Origin of the sequence: Paenibacillus sp. cl141a, assembly GCF_900109305.1 — a bacterium.
In the GTDB taxonomy this organism is placed as follows: Bacteria; Bacillota; Bacilli; order Paenibacillales; family Paenibacillaceae; genus Paenibacillus_AQ; species Paenibacillus_AQ lautus_A.
Map to the genome: position 1 here is coordinate 463793 of NZ_FNZO01000003.1, position 21084 is coordinate 484876.

The following is a 21084-nucleotide window of genomic DNA, read 5'->3' on the forward strand; positions in this document are numbered from 1 at the left end:
GATTTCTTTTAAAATAGAGGATGGCGGAGTGAAATAAACTTTTGTTCCGTTTCGATCGTTATATTACCTGGGAACAGGCCAATAGGGAAGATGGCTCCCTATACAGGGGGAAGAGTATGTTAGTTGATATTTTGAGAAAATTGAGAAAAGTGGACTATTTGATTGTATTTGTTATGTTAATGTTGATGATAATCAGCATTACATCTATCTACAGTGTGACAAAAGAGACCAAGCTAGATGGTTCACATTTTATGATGATTAGATACTATATCGTAGGTTTCGTTGCTTTCATAGGGATAAGTTTATTAGACTATCGTCTTCTTATTAAATATGCATGGTATATTTATCTAGGCGGACTGGTGACCCTCATACTGGTAATATTTATTGGGAAAGATATTAACGGTGCTCAGGGATGGATTTATATTGGTTCATTAAGCATTCAGCCTGCGGAGTTATTTAAGTTGGTTCTCATTATTTTTCTGTCCTGTGTACTTTATCGCAAGAAAAATAAACCTCTTCTTTCCTTTTGGAAGGATGTTGTCCCGGTTGGGATGCTTGCGTTTTTACCGTTTGCGCTTGTTATGCTTCAGAATGATCTCGGTAATGCTCTCAGTTATTTTGTGATTTTGGTTGGTCTTCTTTGGATTGGTAACATTAAATACACTCATGCTCTGGTCGGTTTGACTCTTATGGGTGGTATAATTTTCGGTAGTACACAAGCGTATATCCATTTTCACGATGAAATTATTGAAGCGAAGTTATTGAAGCCCCACTGGATAGGACGAATTGATTCATGGCTTCTTCCTGATAGTGCACCTTCCGATTCTAGTTATCATACACGTAATGCGAAGCTTGCGATAGCCTCTGGCGGGATGAAGGGAATGGGCTTTATGGAAGGTGGTTATGTCCAGAAGGGGTTTGTACCTTACGCCTATTCAGACTCTATCTTTGCCCAGATCGCGGAGGAGTACGGTTTTATTGGCTCTTCTATACTACTTTTGCTATATTTTGTTCTAATTCACAGAATGATTCTAATCGCTCTTGAATGTAAAGATAGGGCAGGGCCGTTCTTAATCGTTGGCATTATCTCCATGTTTTTGTATCAGCTATTTGAGAATATCGGCATGTTTATTGGATTGATGCCTTTGACAGGGATCACGCTGCCCTTCATCAGTTACGGCGGAACCTCACTCATCATTAATATGGCTTGCCTCGGGGTTGCCATGAGTGTGAAGCTGCATGGACAGGAAGTGGAGGAGGATATGCCTAATCCTCAAACGTACCGTCCCGCACCACCCAAACAGGCTTGATTCGGATTATAAGAATCAGAGAGATGCTATCGACAGCAGCATCTCTTTTGTATTTTTTATTGGTATCTATAGGAAGGCCGGTAAAGGCGGAGATCTTTTAGAATAGTTCATTAAGGGCGGCAGTATGTTCTTTAAAACAATCCATTTTAATGCTGTCTTTATACTATTTAACGGATATCGTCTGCATCAACGATAAGTAACATCAAACTTTCTTTTCGAATAATCGTTATATGTCAGTATAGGCAAACCGGAGCTAACTGCTCCGGGCACAGGGGGACCATAAAGAATGCTTCAGAAATTTAAGAAGATGGATTACGTTATTGTTTTCGTACTGGTTTTATTGATGGGTATCAGCATTACGTCACTATACAGTGCGACCCAGGGAACGAAATGGGATGGCTATCATATTAATATGATTCTGTTTTATATCGTGGGGTTTATAGCATTTTTTGGGATGAGCTTGCTGGACTACCGGATTCTTACGAAGTATGCTCTGTATATTTATCTTGGAGGATTGGCATTACTGGTGTTTGTAATGTTCTTTGGGGCTGAAATAAATGGATCAAAGGGATGGATTAAACTCGGTTTTACGAGCTTGCAGCCCGCCGAAATGTTCAAGCTAGTCTTGATCATTTTTTTAACCTATATATTGGTTCGTAGAAATAAATCGCAGCTGTCTTTTTTACGGGATGTGATCCCGATCGGTCTGCTTGCATTCATCCCTTTTGTGCTCGTTATGGGGATCAATGACCTCGGAAATGCGCTCAGTTACGTCATTATTCTGCTTGGATTGCTTTGGATTGGAAATGTTAAAATTTCCCATTCCTTGATTGGTTTGGTACTCCTATCTGGTTCAGCCTTCGGTGGAATACAAGCATACATTCATTATCATGACGAAATTTCAGCATTCATGAGGGAAGGGAGCCGTTCTCACTGGCTGGATCGAATTGATCCGTGGCTTATGCCTGAACAGTCTGATAAAGCTGGTGCTGGTTATCATACACATAATGCTAAATTGGCTATTGCTTCCGGTGGGATGAGTGGAGAGGGGTATATGCAGGGGTCATCGGTGCAATCGGGCCGAGTACCGTACACCTATTCGGATTCAATTTTCGTGCAGATAGCGGAGGAATATGGATTTATTGGTTCTTCTATATTACTCCTGCTGTATTTTATTCTAATTCACCGCATGATACTGATTTCTCTCGAGTCTCGCGAACGTGCCGGTCCGTTTCTCATAATTGGGATCGTCTCCATGTTCTTATATCAGATCTTCGAGAATATCGGCATGTTTATCGGTTTGATGCCGCTGACGGGGATTACGCTGCCCTTTATCAGTTACGGGGGAACCTCACTTGTGATCAGCATGGCGAGCCTTGGGGTCGCCATGAGCGTGAAGCTGCATGGACAGGAAGTGGAGGAAGATATGCCGGATCCGCATGCATATCGTCCGGCACCCGCTAAGCAGGCGTAGCGGTTTACATGCAGTGCTCCAGAGGCGTAGCCAAGCGTCGATCGAATAAGCATGGCTGTAAGCCGTTACGAAGAACCGAATCATCATTGATGTGAAAAGATGAGGGTGTCCCAAAAGTAAACTTTGAGACACCCTCTCTGATTGTAATCTATTGGAGCCGAAGGCAAAACGAATCGTATTAAATAAAATTAATAATGTGTCATTAAGCATGCTTTTTGAGATAGGATAAAAACTTGTAAAAACGTATCTAAACCCCATCTTTAATAAGATATCCAAAATGAATCATTATTTTTTGAGAAGGTAATTACTAGGAGGGCAAGATGATGGAGCTTGCTTATGCTCTGGCCTCGGCGAAAGATCATAATCCGGAACGGCAGCTCGTGAAGTTCCGGGAGCTTGGAGTAGAGGAACGTTACATATTTGTTAACAAAATGAGCTGCAAAAATTTTGAGCGAACAAGTCACATCCTGAAGGAAATAACCTGTTTATAGCAGTTTTTATTGACGGTTTTGCTAATAGTATACGCTGAACCTAGTAATATAATACCTCTACTTATAGTGTCCGCCGATCCGACCAAATCCCTCTACAGCCTGACCAGCATCTAAAAACGAGAATGTCCTTGGTTCAAAGATGGAAGTCTTAGCGGTAGTGGAACAGTTCTAAAATGTTACGTGCTAAATGAACACAACAAGTTTGGTATTTGGCCATTGGATAAACTTCTCCAATGGCGTCTACAATGCCCTTCAGCCCATCTGAAATAAAGAGAAGCACTTCTTGTGTACCACACGTTCCCGAACATCTTGCATAAGTTCTTTCCATACTTAGGCCGATTCCGTTGGCGCAATGGCGTTGTGGTAACTCAATTCTACAAGAAAAGGTCTTCCTTTTTCTATTTACTATTTACACAAGATATTTTACGCTCTCAAATGGGCGGGTAATATGGCTATAAATTTTTCAGCGCAACCAGCAAGTTATATAAGCTATAATAGCAATGTATTATAAATAACAAAGACCCGAAAACAGTTTAGTTAGGCCTGTTTTCGGGTCTTTGTTTATTTTAGTTAATGTAAGTATAGTTAAACGTTTTTTTGCTCGTTTTTTTGCTATCGTGAGATCGTCGTATAACCCCCGAGAGTTGACCAGGAACCATCAAGATTTTGATACCCAAAGTAGTAATTCTTAGATTTGTCGAGGTTATAGAAACGGATATTTACGTCTGAACCGTTTCCGTTGGTCGTTCCATTTGTTTCAGTAACAGCTTTTTTAGTCGAGGCGTCAAAACATATAATTTTATATTTGTAGCTACCACTTGGATTACCTGTTTCTTCCCAAATGCGCCCTCTCATAAACAATTCGCCATTTGAATTAGGAGTAAAATAATAATTAGTATATAAAATATTATACAAAGAAGAGAACTGTGCATCATAAGGGCCGTTGCCCAAATTCCAGTGGGAAGTTGGGGCGCTAGTTCCGTAAGGAACAATATCAGTAATAGATTGACTTATAGTAGTTTCTGTTGATACAGGAGTGTTCTGGTGGTTAACCAACTCAACTTCAGCGGCAAAAGTAGTAGAGACGGACGTCACTGAAAGAGCCATCATAGTAGCAACTATAATTTTTTTTGTATTCATACAAATCTACCTCTTTCCTTATAAGGAATTTTAATTATAAAGAACTATCCTCCTTATTTGGAATATAATTACTTTATATATAAATAGTAACAACTAATATTACTGTTGTCAAATTTTATACATTATTAAATTAATTCTATATATTGTTTTTGATTCTATTATTTATTGAGTATATGAGATTCAAAAATGAAAAATAAAGTATTCTACGTTTGAATCTCTCAATACCGGACATACTGATAGCATCATAGAGTTTCGTTCATAGAGAGGCGGTTGTCCGAGATGAAAAATTATAGCGAAACCTTCCGTATTATCGTAAAAAAAATGATTGTGCTCTTATCCTGCATGTTTATGGTCATCATGGCTTGGGAGGGACAGCAGATCGATGCTTCCGTTGTCGGCGGTCCGATCCCTCAAGAATCGATTCGGCTTCGCATTCTTGCGAATTCAGATAATCCGTCCGATCAGCTCGTCAAAAGAGAGATTCGTGACGCGGTCGTTGAGCAAATGCAGCTGTGGGTCCTGCAGCTGGAGAACCCGCAAAGCCTGGAAGACGCCAAGACATTAACCCGGCAGCATCTTCCCGAAATCCGCCAGCTGGTGGGTGAAGAGCTGAGAAAAAGAGGAATTACCTACAACTACCAAGTTGAGCTCGGCGTCGTGCCGTTCCCCACCAAATTGTACGGGGGCACGGTGTATCCGGCGGGTGATTACGATGCGCTGCGGATTACGCTAGGGGAAGGTCAAGGACAAAACTGGTGGTGCGTCCTGTTCCCGCCGCTTTGCTTCATCGACGGCGGCAGCGGGGATGCGGCAGCCCAGCCTGTCGAGACGGGGATCCAAACGGTGTCCGCCGATGCGGGCGACGCTTCTCCGGAGGAAGCGCCGAAGAAGGCAAGCGAAAGCGAGCCGGAGGTCCGCTTCTTCCTGTGGGATATGTTCCTGGGCCTCTGGAATTGGGTGGCGAGCTTATTCTAGGATGATCCCGCGTATTGATTTCCAATACGGACAGGGTATAATAAATTTGGATGAAGAAGAGTGCTTTCTCTTTGGCGCGACCGGTTTCCATGGGAACCGGCACGGGACTGAAGAACGAGAAGCGCTTTTTCTTTTGGAGTATAGGCAAAACGCGTTTGGATGTTTATATATTTCATATACAGAAAGCTTGGGATAGGTATGGAACAGAACGGGAATGACAAGGAACGCAACCTGCAGCGGGAACAAGGCTCCCGGAATGCTGCATCGAAATCAACCAACGTGTGGCACGTCTTAAGCTCCCTCTCCAAGGAGAACCTCGGGTCCGGGAAGGAAGCAAAGCAGGCGCTGCACGAAGCAGGACAGGTGCTTGCACAGGGCGGTACGGTGGCTTTTCCGACGGAAACGGTGTACGGACTTGGTGCTGACGCGGGCAATACAGAGGCGGTCGAGCGCATCTTCGCCGCCAAAGGTCGGCCATCGGACAATCCATTAATCGTGCATATCTCGGAGCTGGCTCAGCTTGACGGCTTGGTCCAGCAGGTGAACGAGACGGAACGGGCGCTGATGGCGTCGTTCTGGCCCGGACCGCTGTCGCTGGTGCTGCCTGTGAAACCGGGCGCCGTATCGCCTCGCGTGACGGCCGGACTCGATACGGTTGCCGTGCGGATGCCGGATCACCGTGTGGCACTGGCTCTGATCAGCGCCGCCGGTTGTCCGCTCGCCGCACCGAGCGCCAACCGTTCCGGCCGGCCAAGCCCGACGCTGGCCAGCCATGTGCTGGAGGATCTGGCGGGGGCGATCGACGGCGTGCTCGACGGCGGCCCGGCCGGGGTGGGCGTCGAGTCGACGGTGGTGCAGGTCGGCGAAGACGGGGCCGTCACGGTGCTCCGCCCGGGCGGCGTCACGGCCGAGCAGCTTGCCGCGGTGGCGGCAAGCGTGAGACAGGACCCGGCGCTGCAGCGCGCCGCCGGGGAGGCGGAGAGCCCGGCGCCGCGCTCGCCGGGCATGAAGTACACGCACTACGCACCGAAGGGTGCGATGTGCGTGGTGCAGGGCCCGCGTGCCGACGCCGTGTCGGCACGCATCGCGGCCGAGCTCGAGGCGGCGGCACGGCGCGGGGAGGTGACCGGCGTGCTGTCGTTCGACGAGCACATGGGTCACTACCGCGCGGACGTTGCCGTCTCGCTCGGCAGCCTGGCCGCGCCGGAGGAAGCGGCCCGCCGGCTGTACGCCGGCCTGCGCCGCTTCGATGAAGAAGGCGCGACCTTCATCCTGGCCGAAGCGTGCCCGGAACAGGGGCTTGGCGCAGCCGTCATGAACCGGCTGCTGAAGGCCGCGGGACATCACATCATCCACGTCAATGAAGATGCTGATTGAACGGTTTTAGCATGATTTCCCCCTTGTCCGCATATGGTGTACAAGACCATGGGACTTGGGGGAATGGGGATGTTGGAGGCGTCTGTCCAATCGGGACAGCTTGCGGCGATTCTGCTGATGGCGGTTGCACTCGGGCTAGACGCATTTTCGCTTGGCATCGGAGTCGGAATGAGAGGCGGCATGCGTTTAGGCCATATGCTGGGCATCAGCTTCATGATCGCATTGTTTCACATGCTTATGCCGCTGGCGGGCTTATTTGCCGGCCGCTATGTAGGCATGCTGCTGGGGCACGTCACAGGGTTTGCGGCAGGCGGGCTGCTCCTCCTGCTGGGTGGACATATGCTGTACAATGCCTGGCGGGGCGGGGAAGGTCAGCGAATTCATCCTACCGCGTTCTTGGGCATGCTGCTGTTTTCGCTCAGCGTCAGCATCGACTCCTTCTCGGTAGGCGTTTCGCTCGGGATGTTCGTGGATGATGTGCTGCTGATCGTGATCTCCTTCGGTGTCGTGGGCGGTTTGCTGTCCATTCTCGGCCTGCTGCTCGGCCGTCAGGTGAGTAACAAGCTGGGAGAGTACGGCGAAATGCTGGGCGGACTGATTTTGATCATCTTTGGCGTGATGTTTATCTTTTGACGCAATATTTGTTACAATAATCCCAAAACAACCTATCAACGGGGAGGTACGGGACCGTGAAAAATATATTGTTTGTCTGCACGGGGAATACGTGCCGCAGCCCAATGGCGGAAGGGATGCTGCGCAAGCTCGCCAAACAGCGAGGCATTCCGCTAGAAACGCAATCCGCCGGCGTCTCGGCCGTAGACGGCATGCCGGTATCCCGTCATGCGGAATCGATACTGCGGGATCAGGATATTCAAGATCGCTTGGTATCTAAGCCGCTGACGGCGAATCTGGTGGAATGGGCAGACCTGATTCTGACGCTGACCCAGTCGCATAAGCAGTATGCGATTCGGCAGTTCCCGCATGCCGCCGACAAGATGCACACGCTGAAGGAGTTTGTGGAGGATGACCGGCGGGTGCTGGATGATCTGCGGGAGCAGGACAGCCTGTACGCGACGCTTGAGCTGGCCAGATCGCTGGGCCGCGATGTCAGCGACCGCGACCGGGAGCGTCTGATCGAGCTGCGCCAGCGCATTCCGAGCTTCGATATCTCCGATCCTTTCGGCGGCTCGCGGGAGGAATACGAGGCGACGGCGGCGGAGATTCGGACGGCGCTCTTCCGCCTGCTGGACAAGCTGGAAGCGGATCAGCATAAATAGGATCGGCTTCCACGGAAGCGAAGAGTAAATCTGGATCCGGGCTCAATATGGCTAAAAAAGCCGCTTGCCTTTCGCAGGGTATTGCTTTAAGATGAAGGTGAAAAACATGATCCGATGTAACTGGCGACGAAGTGGATGAAACCACGATGGAGCATCGGAATATACGGCCGGTCGCCTGGGCAAAGAGCATTTGGAGCACAATACGTGCGCCGACTGCTCTTTTTTCGTCTTTTGCGTGGAGTTTGGGTTATAATGAAACAAGCTAAAACGCAAAAGCGAACATTCGAGGGGGTTTTTCATAGATGAAAATTGCATTGGGTACCGATCATGCCGGCATTCGTCTGAAAGAGGAGATCGTGGAGGTCATTCGGGGCCTTGGACACGAGGTGGAGGATCTTGGCTGCGGCTGTTCCGATTCCGTGGATTATCCCGATTACGCGCTTCCGGTGTGCGAGAAGGTGGTCTCGGGTGAAGCGGATCGGGGCATCCTGATCTGCGGAACGGGAATCGGCATGAGCATTGCCGCCAACAAGGTGCCGGGCATCCGCTGCGCGCTGACGCATGATGTATTTTCGGCCAAAGCCACGCGTGAGCATAATGACAGCAACGTGATTGCGCTGGGCGAGCGCGTCGTCGGCCCCGGGCTTGCTGCCGAGATCGTCAGTGCATGGCTGACAACGGATTTCAGCCAGGGCGAACGCCATGTCGGCCGCGTGAACAAGATCAAGGCCATCGAGGAGCGTTACCTGAAGAGCGAATCGCGTTAGGTCAACGCGTAAGCTGCTGCGGTTATTGCGTATGGAATGAAGCATCTTCTGTGAAAAAATTCATCGGGAGGACTGTGACATGACGGATATCTCCAAGGTTTCCTTGAGCGAACAGACGGCGCGGATCGTCCGCGAGCTGGCCGAAGCGGCAGCCTTAGGACCGGGCAAGGTGCTGGTCATCGGAGCCAGCACCAGTGAAGTGGTCGGACGCCGGATCGGTACAGGCGGCGCTCTTGAAACGGCGCAGCAGCTTCTTCAGGGCATTGCCGAGGTTCAAGCGGAATTCGGCTTCGCTGTAGCCTATCAATGCTGTGAGCATTTGAACCGGGCGCTAGTCATGGAGCGGGGACTGCTTGAAGAGCTGCGCCTGACGGAAGTGGCGGCTGTACCGTTTCCGGGGGCGGGAGGCTCCATGGCCTCGGCGGCGTATCGGAGTATGAAGGAGCCCTGCCTTGCGGAATCCATTGAGGCCCATGCGGGTGTCGATATCGGCGAGACGCTGATCGGCATGCATTTGCGAAGAGTGGCGGTTCCGTTCAGGCCGAGCGAGCGTTATATCGGCGATGCGCGCGTAACGGCGGCTTACACCCGGCCGAAGCTGATCGGCGGAGAACGCGCCGTGTACCGGCTTGAGCAGCGGGATGATTCCACGCTGTGCGATTGATTCGAATGAGAGCCCGCTTTAGTCATTAGGTAAACTTGTAGTCTTGACTTGGCAAGAGAAAATAACGATTGATTATGGGAGGATATGAACATGATGGAACATTTGCGGAAGAATGACCCGGCTGTATTGGAAGCGATGGATTTGGAACTGAAGCGTCAACGCAGCAACATTGAGCTGATTGCCTCCGAGAACATCGTCAGCGAAGCGGTTATGGAAGCCATGGGGACGGTGCTGACGAATAAATATGCGGAAGGCTACCCTGGCAAGCGTTATTACGGCGGCTGTGAGCGAGTGGATATCGTGGAGGATATCGCCCGTGACCGCGCAAAGGAATTGTTCGGTGCCGAGCATGCCAACGTTCAGCCGCACTCCGGCGCCCAAGCGAACATGGCGGTGTATTTGGCTGCGCTCAAGCCAGGAGATACCGTGCTGGGCATGAACCTGGCCCACGGCGGCCACTTGACTCACGGAAGCCCGGTTAACGCGTCCGGCCTTCTGTACAATTTCGTTGCGTACGGCGTGCAGGAAGACACGTTCCTTATCGATTACGACGAAGTGCGCAAAGCGGCTTTCAAACACCGTCCTCGTCTGATCGTGGCGGGTGCAAGTGCATATCCTCGCATCATTGATTTCGAGAAGCTTGCTGCCATCGCGAACGATGTAGGCGCATTGTTCATGGTCGATATGGCTCATATTGCCGGTCTCGTTGCCGCGGGTCTTCACCCGAATCCGGTTCCGCATGCCCATTTCGTAACCACCACGACGCACAAGACCCTTCGCGGACCTCGCGGCGGCATGATTCTGTGTAAGAAAGCTTGGGCACAGGCGATCGACAAAGCGGTATTCCCGGGCTCCCAGGGCGGACCGCTCATGCATGTCATTGCTTCCAAGGCCGTGGCGCTTGGCGAAGCATTGGATCCGTCCTTCAAGACGTACGCAGAGAACGTCGTGAAGAACGCAAAAGTGCTGGCTGACACCCTGATCGAGGAAGGCCTGAACATCGTTTCCGGCGGAACCGATAACCATCTGATGCTGGTCGATACCCGCAATCTGGACATCACCGGCAAAGACGCAGAGAAGGTGCTGGATTCCATCGGAATTACCGTCAACAAGAACGCCATCCCGTTCGATCCGACGAGCCCGTTCGTCACGAGCGGTATCCGTATCGGTACGCCGGCGGTCACTTCCCGCGGCATGGATGAGCAGGCGATGGTGAAAATCGCGAAGATTATTGCCATGACCTTGAAGCAGCCTAAAGACGAGGCAACGCTGGAAAAAGCGGGCCGTTTGGTGGCTGAGCTGACGGATCAATATCCGCTATATCCTGAAATGAAATATTAATCACAGTTTCGTCGGCATAAGAAGCCTATGATAAGAGGATCCCGCCTGAAGGTGGGGTCCTCTTTTAGGAGCTGTCACATTCTGGCCAGATTGCTATGCTCGCATGCTCCCAGTCGGGTCGCTTCGCGGTAAGGATCAATATAGGCGAAAATGGAAAACCTAGGTGCAGGGCTGACAAAGATCCGGTTATAAGGTCAAAACTCACGGAAATAAACATGACTCGTGCAGGTGTCAATTGACTAGAGGGAATGATATAATAGACAGGATTTATGGAGCTCACAAGTATTTACGCCCATATTGAAATAACATTTGCATTCAAACCGGAGGGACCAGACATGGGAAAATTGGTGATTTGTGATCACCCGTTGATTCAACACAAACTTACATTTATACGCGATATGCGGACTAACACAAAAGACTTTCGCGAATTGGTAGACGAAGTCGCGACTTTGATGGCTTATGAAATTACGCGGGAGGTTCCTCTTGAATCGATATCTGTTCAGACGCCGGTAGCCGAAACCCAAGGGAAAGTCATTTCCGGCCGGATGCTCGGCCTCGTGCCGATCCTGCGCGCGGGTCTCGGCATGTTGGACGGCGTGGTCAAGCTGCTTCCCGCTGCCAAGGTAGGGCATGTCGGATTGTTCCGCGACCCGGAAACGCTTCAGCCCGTGGAATATTATACGAAGCTTCCAACCGACGTGACGGAGCGGGAATTGATCGTCATCGATCCGATGCTGGCGACGGGCGGATCGGCCATCGCTGCGATCGACGTGCTGAAGAAGCGCGGCTGCACCCAGATCAAGATGATGAATCTCGTGGCTGCACCGGAAGGCGTGAAGGCCGTGCATGACGTTCATCCGGACGTGGATATTTACGTTGCTGCTCTGGATGAAGGGCTCAACGACCATGGCTACATCGTACCGGGCCTGGGTGATGCAGGAGATCGGCTGTACGGCACGAAATAAGAGCCGTGCCAGCCATTCGACGACTTGAATTGAAAAACAAGCATGCAAAGAGGGGTAATTTCAAACATGTCAAAAGTGAAAGTGATGACGATATTTGGGGTCCGCCCCGAAGCGATCAAGATGGCGCCGCTTATTCTGGAACTTCAGCGCCATCCGGAGCATATCGAATCGGTGGTTTGTGTAACTGCGCAGCATCGGCAAATGCTGGATCAGGTGCTTGACGTGTTCAAGATTGTTCCGGACTACGACTTGGACGTGATGAAGGACCGTCAGACGCTGAACGAGATCACCGTTCGCGTTCTGGAGGGGCTTGAGCCTGTCCTGCGCGAGGCTAAGCCGGATATCGTGCTGGTGCACGGCGACACGCTGACAACGTTCCTGGCCAGCTATGCAGCCTTCCTGCAGCAGATTCAGGTTGGCCATGTAGAGGCGGGTCTTCGCACATGGAACAAGCTGAATCCTTATCCTGAAGAAATGAACCGCCAGCTGACCGGCGTGCTGGCCGATCTGCACTTTGCGCCGACGGACTGGTCTGCCGAGAATCTCCGCAAGGAGAACAAGCCGGAATCCCGCATTTACGTGACGGGCAACACCGCTACAGACGTGTTCCAGTATACGGTGCGGGAAGGATATACCCACCCGGTTCTGGATTGGGCACAGGGCAAGCGCCTGATCCTGATGACGGCGCACCGCCGCGAATCCCAAGGGGAGCCGCACCGTCAGATTTTTGAAGCGGTGAAGCGCATTGCCGACGAGTTCGAGGATATCGCCATCGTCTACCCTGTGCATCCGAGCCCTGCCGTCAAGGAGCCGGCTCACCGCATTTTGGGGAACCATCCGCGCATCAAACTGATTGAACCGCTGGATGTCGTGGACATGAACAATATCTACACCCGTACGCATTTCATCATTACGGATTCGGGCGGCATGCAAGAGGAGGCTCCGTCCTTCGGCGTACCGACGCTGGTGCTTCGGGACACGACGGAACGTCCGGAGGGCATTGAAGCCGGCACCCTGGAGCTGGTAGGCACCCAGGAAGAGAATGTGTACGAACGCATTAAGGTTCTGCTGACCGATCAGGAGCTCTATGACAAGATGAGCAAAGCCGCTAATCCTTACGGGGATGGACAAGCTTCCCAGCGAATTGTCAATGCGATTTTGCACCATTTTGGCATTCGAAAAGAACGTCCCGAGGAATTTCACAGAATGTTCACAAAGGCATAGTTTACCGTATTCTGATTGGCAAGGGGACAGCATACAGTTGAACTGTACGGTTACCGCGGCGTTTTGCGCAATTTAGACTGCTCAAAACGCCGATTTTACACGGGAAATCCATCAAATCGATTCATTGACAAACTCTTGTTATATTCAGTAAAATGAGTTGGGATTAGAGGTTCATATGAAAAATCCGAAAAGTCAAGATAACCCTTGGTTGATAGCGCTATACATTAGCGGGGCAGGCGGTTTGCTTGCCGCTTACATTCTCATCGGTTTTTTTACCGGGCGATGGCTCATGAATCAGTTGGACGGGCCCAGAGTGTGGCTTGCCATTGGTACGCTTTCGGGGCTCTTTGTAGGGATTTTGAATATCGCTCTTCTCATTAAAAAGTTTTTGGGGGCGCAGGCGTGAATGATTTGACTTCCATTGTGAACGCTGTATTTAGAGTATCGTTACTCTTATTGTCTGCCTTGTTTCTCGGATGGGCTCTCTATCCGGTATTCCGCCCGATAATTATGGGGTTGATCATGGGCATGGCGGCGGGCTTGTTTAATGTACGCTTCCTCTCCATGAAAGTGCAGCAGCTGGCGCAATTGGCTGTCGATCCGAAACCGAAAAAGTACAACTTCGGCTTCATTACGAGATTGTGCATCGGGCTTCTGATTGTGATCTTCGCCGTAAAACTCGAACAGGTATCCCTCGGCGGTGCTATCGCCGGTCTGTTCATACCCCAATTGTTGACCATTCCTGTCAGCATTGTGTTCAGTTTGAGAAACAATCATTGATCAGCGCTAACTTGGAAAGGGGTGAAAACAATTATATGCATGATTCACCGATTATCAAACTTGGCGGATTGAATATTGACCTTTCAGCGGTCATAATGCTTCTTGTCACCTGTGTGGTGGTGTTCGTATTATGCCGGCTGGCGGTACGTAATCTATCTGTCGAAAACCCTTCCAAACTGCAAAACTTCATGGAATGGGTAGTGGAATTTGTGCAAGGCGTCGTAGCGAGTGCGATGGATCTGAAGAAAGGGAAAGCTTACATATCGTTGGGGCTTACTCTGATCCTGTTCATCTTTGTAGCCAACTTGCTGGGCTTGCCGTTCTCAATTATCACCGACTTGCCGGAGAACTTCACAGTCTTTGGTCAGCCAATCCTGGCTACACTCGGACTTGAACATGGCCACTATGCTCACGTATTGTGGTGGAAGTCGCCAACAGCGGACATTTCCGTTACGGCCGGTCTTGCGATCGTTGTATTCGTGCTCATGAACTACCTGGGTCTGAAGCTGAATCGCAAGCATTACCTGAAGCATTACATCGAACCGTTCCCGATCTTTCTGCCGCTCAATATCATTGAGAACCTGGCAAAACCTATCGCTCTGGCAATCCGGCTTTACGCCAACATTTTTGCCGGCGAGGTACTGATCACGGTGATTCTGAAAACCGGCTTCTGGGGCATTCCGTTCATGGCCGCATGGCAAGGTTTCAGTATCTTCATTGGTGCATTGCAGGCGTTTATCTTTACGATTTTGACAATGGTATACATCTCGCAAACTACGATTCACGAAGAGCATTGATCAACTCGGACGAATCCGCCGTTACAGCGGTGTTTTTCGAAAGAGATATTTTCTATAGTTTCACCAAATTTCAATTTTGAAACAATTTTAAGGAGGATATTTAACAATGGAATTTTTGGCAGCAGCTATTGCAGTAGGTCTTGGCGCCCTTGGCGCAGGTTTGGGTAACGGTATGATCGTAAGCAGAACAGTTGAGTCTATCGCTCGTCAACCAGAAGCACGTGGTCAATTGCAAACAACGATGTTTATCGGTGTTGGTATCGTAGAGGTTATTCCTTTGGCGGCTACTGTAATCGCGTTCTTGATCATGTTCTCTTAATAACAATACAACGGTTTGGCGGGGAGGGCCGATGCCATCCGCGCCTTCGTTTTGTTAGGCACCGCACTTCGTGTTGATGAAAGGAGTGACCTCAATGGCAATTCTTTGGGAAAATATGGTAATCACTATTATTGCGTTTGTTATTCTTTACCTCTTGCTTCAAAAGTTTGCGTTCAGCAAATTGTTCGGCATCATGGAGCAGCGTCGTGAGCTGGTCATGAGCCAGATGAACGAAGCGGCACAGACCCGCCAGCAGGCGACTGCATATGTAGAAGAGCAGAAGAAGGCACTGGATCAAGCGCGTCAAGATGCTCACGAAATCATCGAGCGTTCCAGACAAACTAGCAACAAACAAGCAGAGCAAATTATGGAACAAGCTAAGGAAGAGGCAATTCGCCTGAAATCCGAGGCTGTTCGTGATATCGAGAATGAGAAGAAGAAAGCCGTCGAAGAGCTTCGCAGCGAAATCGGCAGCGTTTCCGTGAAGATCGCGACCAAGCTGATCGAACGTGAAGTCAAGAATGACCAAGCTCAAGAAGAACTGGTGGATCAATACCTTAAAGAGGTAGGAGGCAGACCATGAGCCAAAATACGGTAGCAGCCAAGCGGTATGCGCGGGCGCTGTTCGAAGTGGCGGCTCAGCAGCAGAAGGGTCTGGAAGTGGAAGAGGAATTGCGGGCTGTCGTGCACGCCATTGAAGGCGATGCCGACATCCAGAAATTCATCGCCACGCCGAATGTTCCCCAGTCCGTGAAGATGAACGTAATCAGCCAGGCGTTGGCAGGGAAGGTATCGCAGCCTGTATTGAACACGATCGAATTGCTTCTCGACAGAGGGCGTGCAGAAATGTTCGCAGAACTGCTGAACAGTTATGTGAAGATACAAGGTGCGAGCTTGGGATTGGCAGACGCCACTGTGTACTCCACCTACCCGCTTAGCGATCAGGAAAAAGAACAGGTTGCTTCGGAATTCGGACAGTTAGCACATCAGAAGATCCGTGTGACCAATGTTGTGGACGAAAGTTTGCTCGGCGGCCTGAAAGTTGTCATTGGCGACAAGCTGTATGACGGAAGCATTGCCGGGAAGCTGGAACGTCTCGAAAAGTCTTTTAATAGACGAGCATAGTAGATAGGGGTGAAAACGTTGAGTATCAGACCTGAAGAAATCAGTACTTTAATCAAAAGTCAAATTGAAGAATATAAATCCGATATCACTGTCTCTGAAGTAGGTACGGTAATTCAAGTAAGTGACGGTATTGCTCGCGTGTACGGCCTGGAGAACGCGATGTCCGGGGAACTTTTGGAGTTCCAAAACGGCGTGTTCGGTCTGGCGCTGAACCTTGAGGAGAGCAATGTCGGTGTCGTTATCCTGGGACCTTACTCCGAAATCAAGGAAGGCGATCAGGTAAAGCGTACAGGACGTATCATGGAGGTTCCTGTAGGCGAAGCTCTGCTTGGACGCGTCGTGAATCCGCTGGGTCAGCCGCTTGACGGCAAAGGCCCGATCGAAGCGAGTGCATTCCGTCCGGTTGAGAGCAGTGCACCAGGGGTTATCGACCGTAAATCCGTTCATGAGCCGATGCAAACCGGTATTAAAGCGATCGACGCGATGGTACCTATCGGCCGAGGTCAACGCGAGCTGATCATCGGTGACCGCCAAACAGGTAAAACCACCGTTGCCATCGATACAATCCTGAACCAAAAAGGCAGCGGCGTTAAATGTATTTATGTAGCCATCGGGCAAAAGCAGTCCACTGTAGCACAGGTTGTTGAAACTCTTCGCCGTCATGGCGCACTGGAGTACACGATCGTTGTTACGGCTTCGGCTTCCGAGCCGGCTCCGCTGCAGTACATCGCTCCATACGCAGGCTGCGCAATGGGCGAGTACTTCATGTACAAAGGCGAGCATGCACTCATCATCTATGATGACTTGTCGAAGCAAGCGGCAGCATACCGTGAATTGTCCTTGCTCCTCCGTCGTCCTCCGGGTCGGGAAGCTTATCCGGGTGACGTTTTCTACCTGCATTCCCGTTTGCTGGAGCGTGCAGCGAAGCTCAACGATGAGCTTGGTGGTGGTTCATTAACCGCACTGCCATTTATTGAAACGCAGGCTTCTGACGTATCTGCTTACATTCCAACCAACGTAATTTCGATTACGGATGGACAGATCTTCCTGGAGTCCGAGCTGTTCTACTCCGGACAACGCCCAGCGATTAACGTCGGTATTTCGGTATCCCGTGTCGGTGGTTCCGCGCAGATCAAGGCGATGAAAAAGGTTGCGGGCGGCATGAAGCTGGATCTTGCGCAATACCGTGAGCTCCAGGCGTTCTCCCAGTTCGGATCCGATCTGGACAAATCAACCTTGGCTCGTTTGAACCGTGGTGCAAGATTGATGGAAATCCTGAAACAGGGCGTAAACCAGCCGTTGTCCGTTGAACAACAGGTGGTTAGCTTGTACGCAGCCGTTAAAGGATATATCGATGATATCGAGGTTGCTGACGTGCGTCGTTTCGAGAGCGAGTTCCTCGCGTTTATTGGAAGCAATAAACCGGAAATTCTTCAATCCATTACGGATACGAAGGATTTGACGTCCGACAACGAAAACGCGTTGAAAGCGGCAATCGATCAATTTAAGAAGGGCTTTGCCGCTTCGGTCTAAGCTCCTCAGGCAAGTAATAGGAGGGGAGCCGGGGTAAGCCCGGCATCCTCTTTCATCATATGGAATGTAGCTTTGGCTGTGACCAAAGTGGTTTTTACAACAGATGTGGCTTTGGTCCTAGCCAAAGCTTAATCTACCCGTACGAAGTAATTTTGGCCCCAGCCAAAGCGCGAATTGCTTACGAAGTAACTTTGGCTCCGCCAAAGTTAGGTGATTGCTCACGAAGTTAGCTTTGGCTTCGCCAAAGCTAGGCTGATGCTTACGAAGTAACTTTGGCTCCGCCAAAGTTTTAAGGTGGTGAAAACATGGCAAGAGGATTACGTGATATTAAGCGGCAGATCAAGAGTGTTCAGAACACAAGGCAGATCACCAAGGCGATGGAAATGGTTGCTGCTGCCAAGCTGAGAAGAGCTCAAGAGAAGGCGACCTCCGCGCTTCCATACTCCGAGAAGCTGAAAGAAGTGGTAGGCAGCATCGCTGCTGGAACCAAGGGAATCAGCCATCCGATGCTGGAGAAGCGCGAAGTGAAGAAAACCGGTTATCTGGTGATCACTTCAGACCGTGGTCTTGCGGGTGCTTCGAACTCCAATATTTTGCGTAAAGTATCGAATTTTATCGCAGAACGCCATCAGTCCAAGGACGAGTATTGCCTGTTTGTGATCGGACGTAAAGGACGGGATTATTTCCGCCGTCGTGGACTTCCGGTTGTTGAGGAGCTTACCGATTTATCCGACAGTCCGACCTATGCGGATATTAAGACCATCGCTAACGCGGCGGTTCACCAATACGAACTGGGTCAGATCGATGAGTTATACCTGTGCTATAACCAATTCGTGAATGCCTTGACTCAGCTTCAGGAAATCTCCAAACTTCTGCCGATGGAGAACATTGGCGGCGGGGAGAACCTGACTGGTTATGAGTATGAGCCGTCTCCGGAAGGCGTGCTGGAGGTTCTGCTTCCGAAATACGCGGAAACGCTGATTTTCAGCGCAATGCTCAATGCGAAGGCAAGTGAGCTTGGAGCGAAGATGACGGCGATGGGAGCAGCAACGAAGAATGCGAGCAAGTTGATCAACGAGTTGAACCTGACTTACAACCGTGCTCGTCAGGCTGCCATCACGCAGGAAATTTCCGAGATTGTTGGCGGAGCCAACGCTCAGCAATAATGCACGTTTGAATTCTTAACTTAGTATTTAACGGATATGCGGCGATGTGATGAACAGCCGCTTTTACGATCATCGTTCACCGTCAGAGGTGAACGGGTAGGAGGGAAAACGAATCAATGAAAAAAGGACGCGTTGTCAGCATTACAGGTGCTGTAGTTGACATTGAATTTGAGCGCGGTCATCTTCCCGAGATTTTTAATGCTGTCAAGATTGAAGCTACGTTGGAAGGCGGCCGCTCGGTTGATTTGACTTTGGAAGTATCCAATCATTTGGGTGATAACCTGGTTCGTTGTATCGCGATGTCATCCACGGACGGTCTCGTTCGCGGTATCGAAGCTGTGGATTTGGGCAGACCGATCACGGTTCCTGTAGGTTCCGCTACACTCGGACGCGTATTTAACGTATTGGGTGAGCCGATCGATAATGCAGGTGCCGTAGTGTCCGAAGTTAATAACCCGATCCACCGTGAAGCTCCTGCATACGATGAACTCTCCACGCAAGCAGAAATGCTTGAAACGGGGATTAAAGTTATCGACTTGCTTGCTCCATACCAAAAAGGCGGTAAAATCGGTCTCTTCGGCGGTGCCGGCGTAGGTAAAACCGTTGCGATCCAGGAATTGATCAACAACATCGCTCAAGAACACGGCGGTATTTCCGTATTCGCGGGCGTAGGTGAGCGTACCCGTGAAGGTAATGACCTTTACCACGAGATGAGCGATTCCGGCGTTATCAACAAAACCGCGATGGTATTCGGTCAGATGAACGAGCCTCCGGGTGCCCGTCTTCGCGTAGCGTTGACCGGTTTGACGATGGCGGAATATTTCCGTGACCAAGAAGGTAAAGACGTGCTTCTCTTTATCGATAACATCTTCCGCTTTACTCAAGCGGGTTCCGAAGTATCCGCCCTCCTGGGACGTATGCCTTCCGCGGTAGGTTACCAGCCAACGCTGGCATCCGAAATGGGACGCTTGCAAGAGCGGATTACCTCCACGAAAAAAGGTTCTGTAACATCCATCCAGGCTATCTATGTACCGGCGGATGACTATACGGATCCGGCTCCTGCTACGACGTTTGCTCACTTGGATGCAACGACGAACCTGGAGCGTAAAATTTCCGAGATGGGTATCTATCCTGCGGTAGATCCGCTGGCATCCAGCTCCCGTATCTTGGCTCCGGAAATCGTTGGTGAAGAGCATTACAATGTAGCTCAAGGCGTTAAGAAAATTTTGGCTCGCTACAACGAGCTTCAAGATATCATTGCAATCCTCGGTATGGATGAGCTGAGCGAGGAAGATAAAGCGATCGTTGGACGTGCTCGTCGTGTTCAGCGTTTCCTTTCCCAGGCTTTCCACGTTGCCGAGCAGTTCAACGGCATCCCTGGTAAATATGTGCCAGTTAAAGAAACCGTACGCAGCTTTAAAGAGATCTTGGAAGGCAAGCACGACCACCTTCCGGAAGCCGCTTTCCTGTTCGTAGGTACGATTGAAGAGGCAGTTGAAAAAGCAAAAACATTGTAAGCTGACGCTCCGTGATCAGCAGACCTCACAGTGGGACTGTGAGGTCTGCTGCGCGAGTTTTCTGCGGAAAACGGTGAGGAGGGATGGAAGTGAGCACCATTTTGTTGGAAATCGTAACGCCGGACCGCTTGGTTTACTCGGAGCAGGTGAACAGTGTTACGGTGCGTGGCGTCGAGGGAGAGCTGGGCATTTTGCCTGGTCATATTTCCTTCGTTACGCCGCTTCAAATAGCGCCAGTCTTTGTGAAGATCGGCAACGAGAGAACCCCGTTTGCGGTACAGGGCGGTTTCGTCGAAGTCCGCAAAGATAAGATTGTCATCCTGGCGGAAAGCGCAGAGAGAGCGGGAGAAATCGATCTGGAGCGTGCGGAAGCCGCGAAGGAAAGAGCAGAGACTCGCCTGAATGTGAAGGGAAGACAAGATGAAGTTGACCATCGTCGCGCGGAATTGGCTCTGCAAAGAGCGATGAACCGGATTAAAGTGACGCGGAACTAATCGTTGAACCAAAACAGCTTGGCTGCAAGATTGCAGCCAAGCTGTTTTTTGTTTACAGCATGGATAGAATTTCAGAGAAGCTGAATCCTGTTGCTGTGAATCGCAAGAAATTTCTATAAACTGGAGAAACGCGGGCTGTTTTCTTGAAACAGCATTGATTTATGGTTGTTTTTTCTTTTTATTTATAGACAGAATAGTAGGGTTAGTTCGTTAAAGCAGCTCTCTAATGGCGTCATATGAGGCTCTCGATGGCCTGCGACTCTATGAATGTAGGGTTATTTTAAGTATTCTAACCATTACTTTCATAGAGTCGTCGCACAGCATATAGCATCTAAGAGAGAAAGGTCA

Annotated in this window: 23 protein-coding genes, 1 pseudogene and 1 riboswitch; of the genes and pseudogenes, 22 read left to right on the plus strand and 2 right to left on the minus strand. The window is 50.2% G+C overall.

Annotated elements, in window-relative coordinates; translation table 11 throughout:
- The first annotated feature begins 128 nt into the window (after window positions 1-128).
- The 3 genes from BMX45_RS12025 (at window position 129) to BMX45_RS12035 (ending at window position 3275) form a co-directional block, all read left to right on the plus strand.
- Window positions 129-1310, plus strand: coding sequence for an FtsW/RodA/SpoVE family cell cycle protein (locus tag BMX45_RS12025; RefSeq protein ID WP_090909996.1), 1182 nt, complete (start codon window positions 129-131; stop codon window positions 1308-1310).
- 286 nt (window positions 1311-1596) lie between these two features.
- Window positions 1597-2784, plus strand: coding sequence for an FtsW/RodA/SpoVE family cell cycle protein (locus BMX45_RS12030; RefSeq protein WP_090909884.1), 1188 nt, complete (start codon window positions 1597-1599; stop codon window positions 2782-2784).
- Between the two features lie 323 nt (window positions 2785-3107).
- The gene (locus tag BMX45_RS12035) at window positions 3108-3275 is read left to right on the plus strand and encodes a recombinase family protein (RefSeq protein WP_175495087.1); all 168 of its coding nucleotides are present in this window, start codon (window positions 3108-3110) and stop codon (window positions 3273-3275) included.
- A 172-nt stretch (window positions 3276-3447) separates the two neighbouring features.
- On the opposite strand, the pseudogene BMX45_RS12040 reads toward BMX45_RS12035, so the two are convergent.
- Both BMX45_RS12040 and BMX45_RS12045 read right to left on the minus strand, forming a co-directional pair.
- Window positions 3448-3647, minus strand: a pseudogene (locus BMX45_RS12040) (transposase); the annotation flags it as partial.
- Between the two features lie 240 nt (window positions 3648-3887).
- Entirely contained in the window at window positions 3888-4415 is a 528-nt protein-coding gene (locus BMX45_RS12045; RefSeq protein WP_090909886.1) for a hypothetical protein, read from the minus strand.
- Between the two features lie 279 nt (window positions 4416-4694).
- Between BMX45_RS12045 and spoIIR the strand changes: the two genes are divergently transcribed.
- The 19 genes from spoIIR (at window position 4695) to BMX45_RS12145 (ending at window position 20736) form a co-directional block, all read left to right on the plus strand.
- The gene (spoIIR, locus tag BMX45_RS12050; RefSeq protein ID WP_090909887.1) at window positions 4695-5390 is read left to right on the plus strand and encodes a stage II sporulation protein R; all 696 of its coding nucleotides are present in this window, start codon (window positions 4695-4697) and stop codon (window positions 5388-5390) included.
- Window positions 5391-5588: 198 nt separating this feature from the next.
- Window positions 5589-6767 (plus strand): L-threonylcarbamoyladenylate synthase, encoded by a 1179-nt coding sequence (locus BMX45_RS12060; protein ID WP_254778041.1) that lies wholly within the window; start codon window positions 5589-5591, stop codon window positions 6765-6767.
- A gap of 69 nt (window positions 6768-6836) precedes the next feature.
- Window positions 6837-7400, plus strand: a complete 564-nt coding sequence (locus BMX45_RS12065) for a manganese efflux pump MntP (protein ID WP_015737752.1) — start codon at window positions 6837-6839, stop codon at window positions 7398-7400.
- Between the two features lie 56 nt (window positions 7401-7456).
- Complete coding sequence (locus tag BMX45_RS12070) at window positions 7457-8044, plus strand: low molecular weight protein arginine phosphatase (RefSeq protein ID WP_009590545.1); 588 nt, start codon at window positions 7457-7459, stop codon at window positions 8042-8044.
- Window positions 8045-8150: 106 nt separating this feature from the next.
- Window positions 8151-8232, plus strand: a riboswitch (ZMP/ZTP riboswitch).
- A 114-nt stretch (window positions 8233-8346) separates the two neighbouring features.
- Window positions 8347-8811 (plus strand): ribose 5-phosphate isomerase B, encoded by a 465-nt coding sequence (gene rpiB / locus BMX45_RS12075; protein ID WP_009590548.1) that lies wholly within the window; start codon window positions 8347-8349, stop codon window positions 8809-8811.
- Window positions 8812-8890: 79 nt separating this feature from the next.
- On the plus strand, window positions 8891-9475 hold the full coding sequence (locus BMX45_RS12080) for a TIGR01440 family protein (RefSeq protein WP_090909889.1): 585 nt from the start codon (window positions 8891-8893) through the stop codon (window positions 9473-9475).
- A 90-nt stretch (window positions 9476-9565) separates the two neighbouring features.
- Entirely contained in the window at window positions 9566-10816 is a 1251-nt protein-coding gene (glyA, locus tag BMX45_RS12085) for a serine hydroxymethyltransferase (protein WP_090909890.1), read from the plus strand.
- Window positions 10817-11151: 335 nt separating this feature from the next.
- Window positions 11152-11781 carry a uracil phosphoribosyltransferase gene (gene upp / locus BMX45_RS12090; RefSeq protein ID WP_009590550.1) on the plus strand — a complete coding sequence of 210 codons (630 nt, stop codon included), beginning with the start codon at window positions 11152-11154 and terminating at the stop codon, window positions 11779-11781.
- A 66-nt stretch (window positions 11782-11847) separates the two neighbouring features.
- Window positions 11848-13005 carry a non-hydrolyzing UDP-N-acetylglucosamine 2-epimerase gene (gene wecB / locus BMX45_RS12095; protein ID WP_090909891.1) on the plus strand — a complete coding sequence of 386 codons (1158 nt, stop codon included), beginning with the start codon at window positions 11848-11850 and terminating at the stop codon, window positions 13003-13005.
- A gap of 175 nt (window positions 13006-13180) precedes the next feature.
- On the plus strand, window positions 13181-13411 hold the full coding sequence (locus tag BMX45_RS12100) for an AtpZ/AtpI family protein (protein ID WP_009590543.1): 231 nt from the start codon (window positions 13181-13183) through the stop codon (window positions 13409-13411).
- Entirely contained in the window at window positions 13408-13785 is a 378-nt protein-coding gene (locus BMX45_RS12105; RefSeq protein ID WP_090909892.1) for an ATP synthase subunit I, read from the plus strand. Before BMX45_RS12100 ends, BMX45_RS12105 begins: the two co-directional genes overlap by 4 nt.
- Before the next feature lie 35 nt (window positions 13786-13820).
- Window positions 13821-14582 carry a F0F1 ATP synthase subunit A gene (gene atpB, locus BMX45_RS12110; RefSeq protein ID WP_009590537.1) on the plus strand — a complete coding sequence of 254 codons (762 nt, stop codon included), beginning with the start codon at window positions 13821-13823 and terminating at the stop codon, window positions 14580-14582.
- A gap of 106 nt (window positions 14583-14688) precedes the next feature.
- Complete coding sequence (gene atpE / locus BMX45_RS12115) at window positions 14689-14901, plus strand: F0F1 ATP synthase subunit C (protein WP_007128780.1); 213 nt, start codon at window positions 14689-14691, stop codon at window positions 14899-14901.
- 94 nt (window positions 14902-14995) lie between these two features.
- Window positions 14996-15484: a F0F1 ATP synthase subunit B gene (atpF, locus tag BMX45_RS12120; RefSeq protein ID WP_090909893.1), complete on the plus strand. Its 489-nt coding sequence runs from the start codon at window positions 14996-14998 to the stop codon at window positions 15482-15484.
- Window positions 15481-16026 carry a F0F1 ATP synthase subunit delta gene (locus tag BMX45_RS12125; protein WP_015737747.1) on the plus strand — a complete coding sequence of 182 codons (546 nt, stop codon included), beginning with the start codon at window positions 15481-15483 and terminating at the stop codon, window positions 16024-16026. Before atpF ends, BMX45_RS12125 begins: the two co-directional genes overlap by 4 nt.
- Window positions 16027-16044: 18 nt before the next feature.
- The gene (gene atpA, locus BMX45_RS12130) at window positions 16045-17559 is read left to right on the plus strand and encodes a F0F1 ATP synthase subunit alpha (protein WP_090909894.1); all 1515 of its coding nucleotides are present in this window, start codon (window positions 16045-16047) and stop codon (window positions 17557-17559) included.
- Window positions 17560-17864: 305 nt separating this feature from the next.
- Complete coding sequence (atpG, locus tag BMX45_RS12135) at window positions 17865-18725, plus strand: ATP synthase F1 subunit gamma (protein ID WP_009590544.1); 861 nt, start codon at window positions 17865-17867, stop codon at window positions 18723-18725.
- 116 nt (window positions 18726-18841) lie between these two features.
- Window positions 18842-20242 (plus strand): F0F1 ATP synthase subunit beta, encoded by a 1401-nt coding sequence (gene atpD, locus BMX45_RS12140; protein ID WP_009590553.1) that lies wholly within the window; start codon window positions 18842-18844, stop codon window positions 20240-20242.
- Window positions 20243-20331: 89 nt separating this feature from the next.
- The gene (locus tag BMX45_RS12145; protein WP_090909895.1) at window positions 20332-20736 is read left to right on the plus strand and encodes a F0F1 ATP synthase subunit epsilon; all 405 of its coding nucleotides are present in this window, start codon (window positions 20332-20334) and stop codon (window positions 20734-20736) included.
- Window positions 20737-21084: the final 348 nt, after the last annotated feature.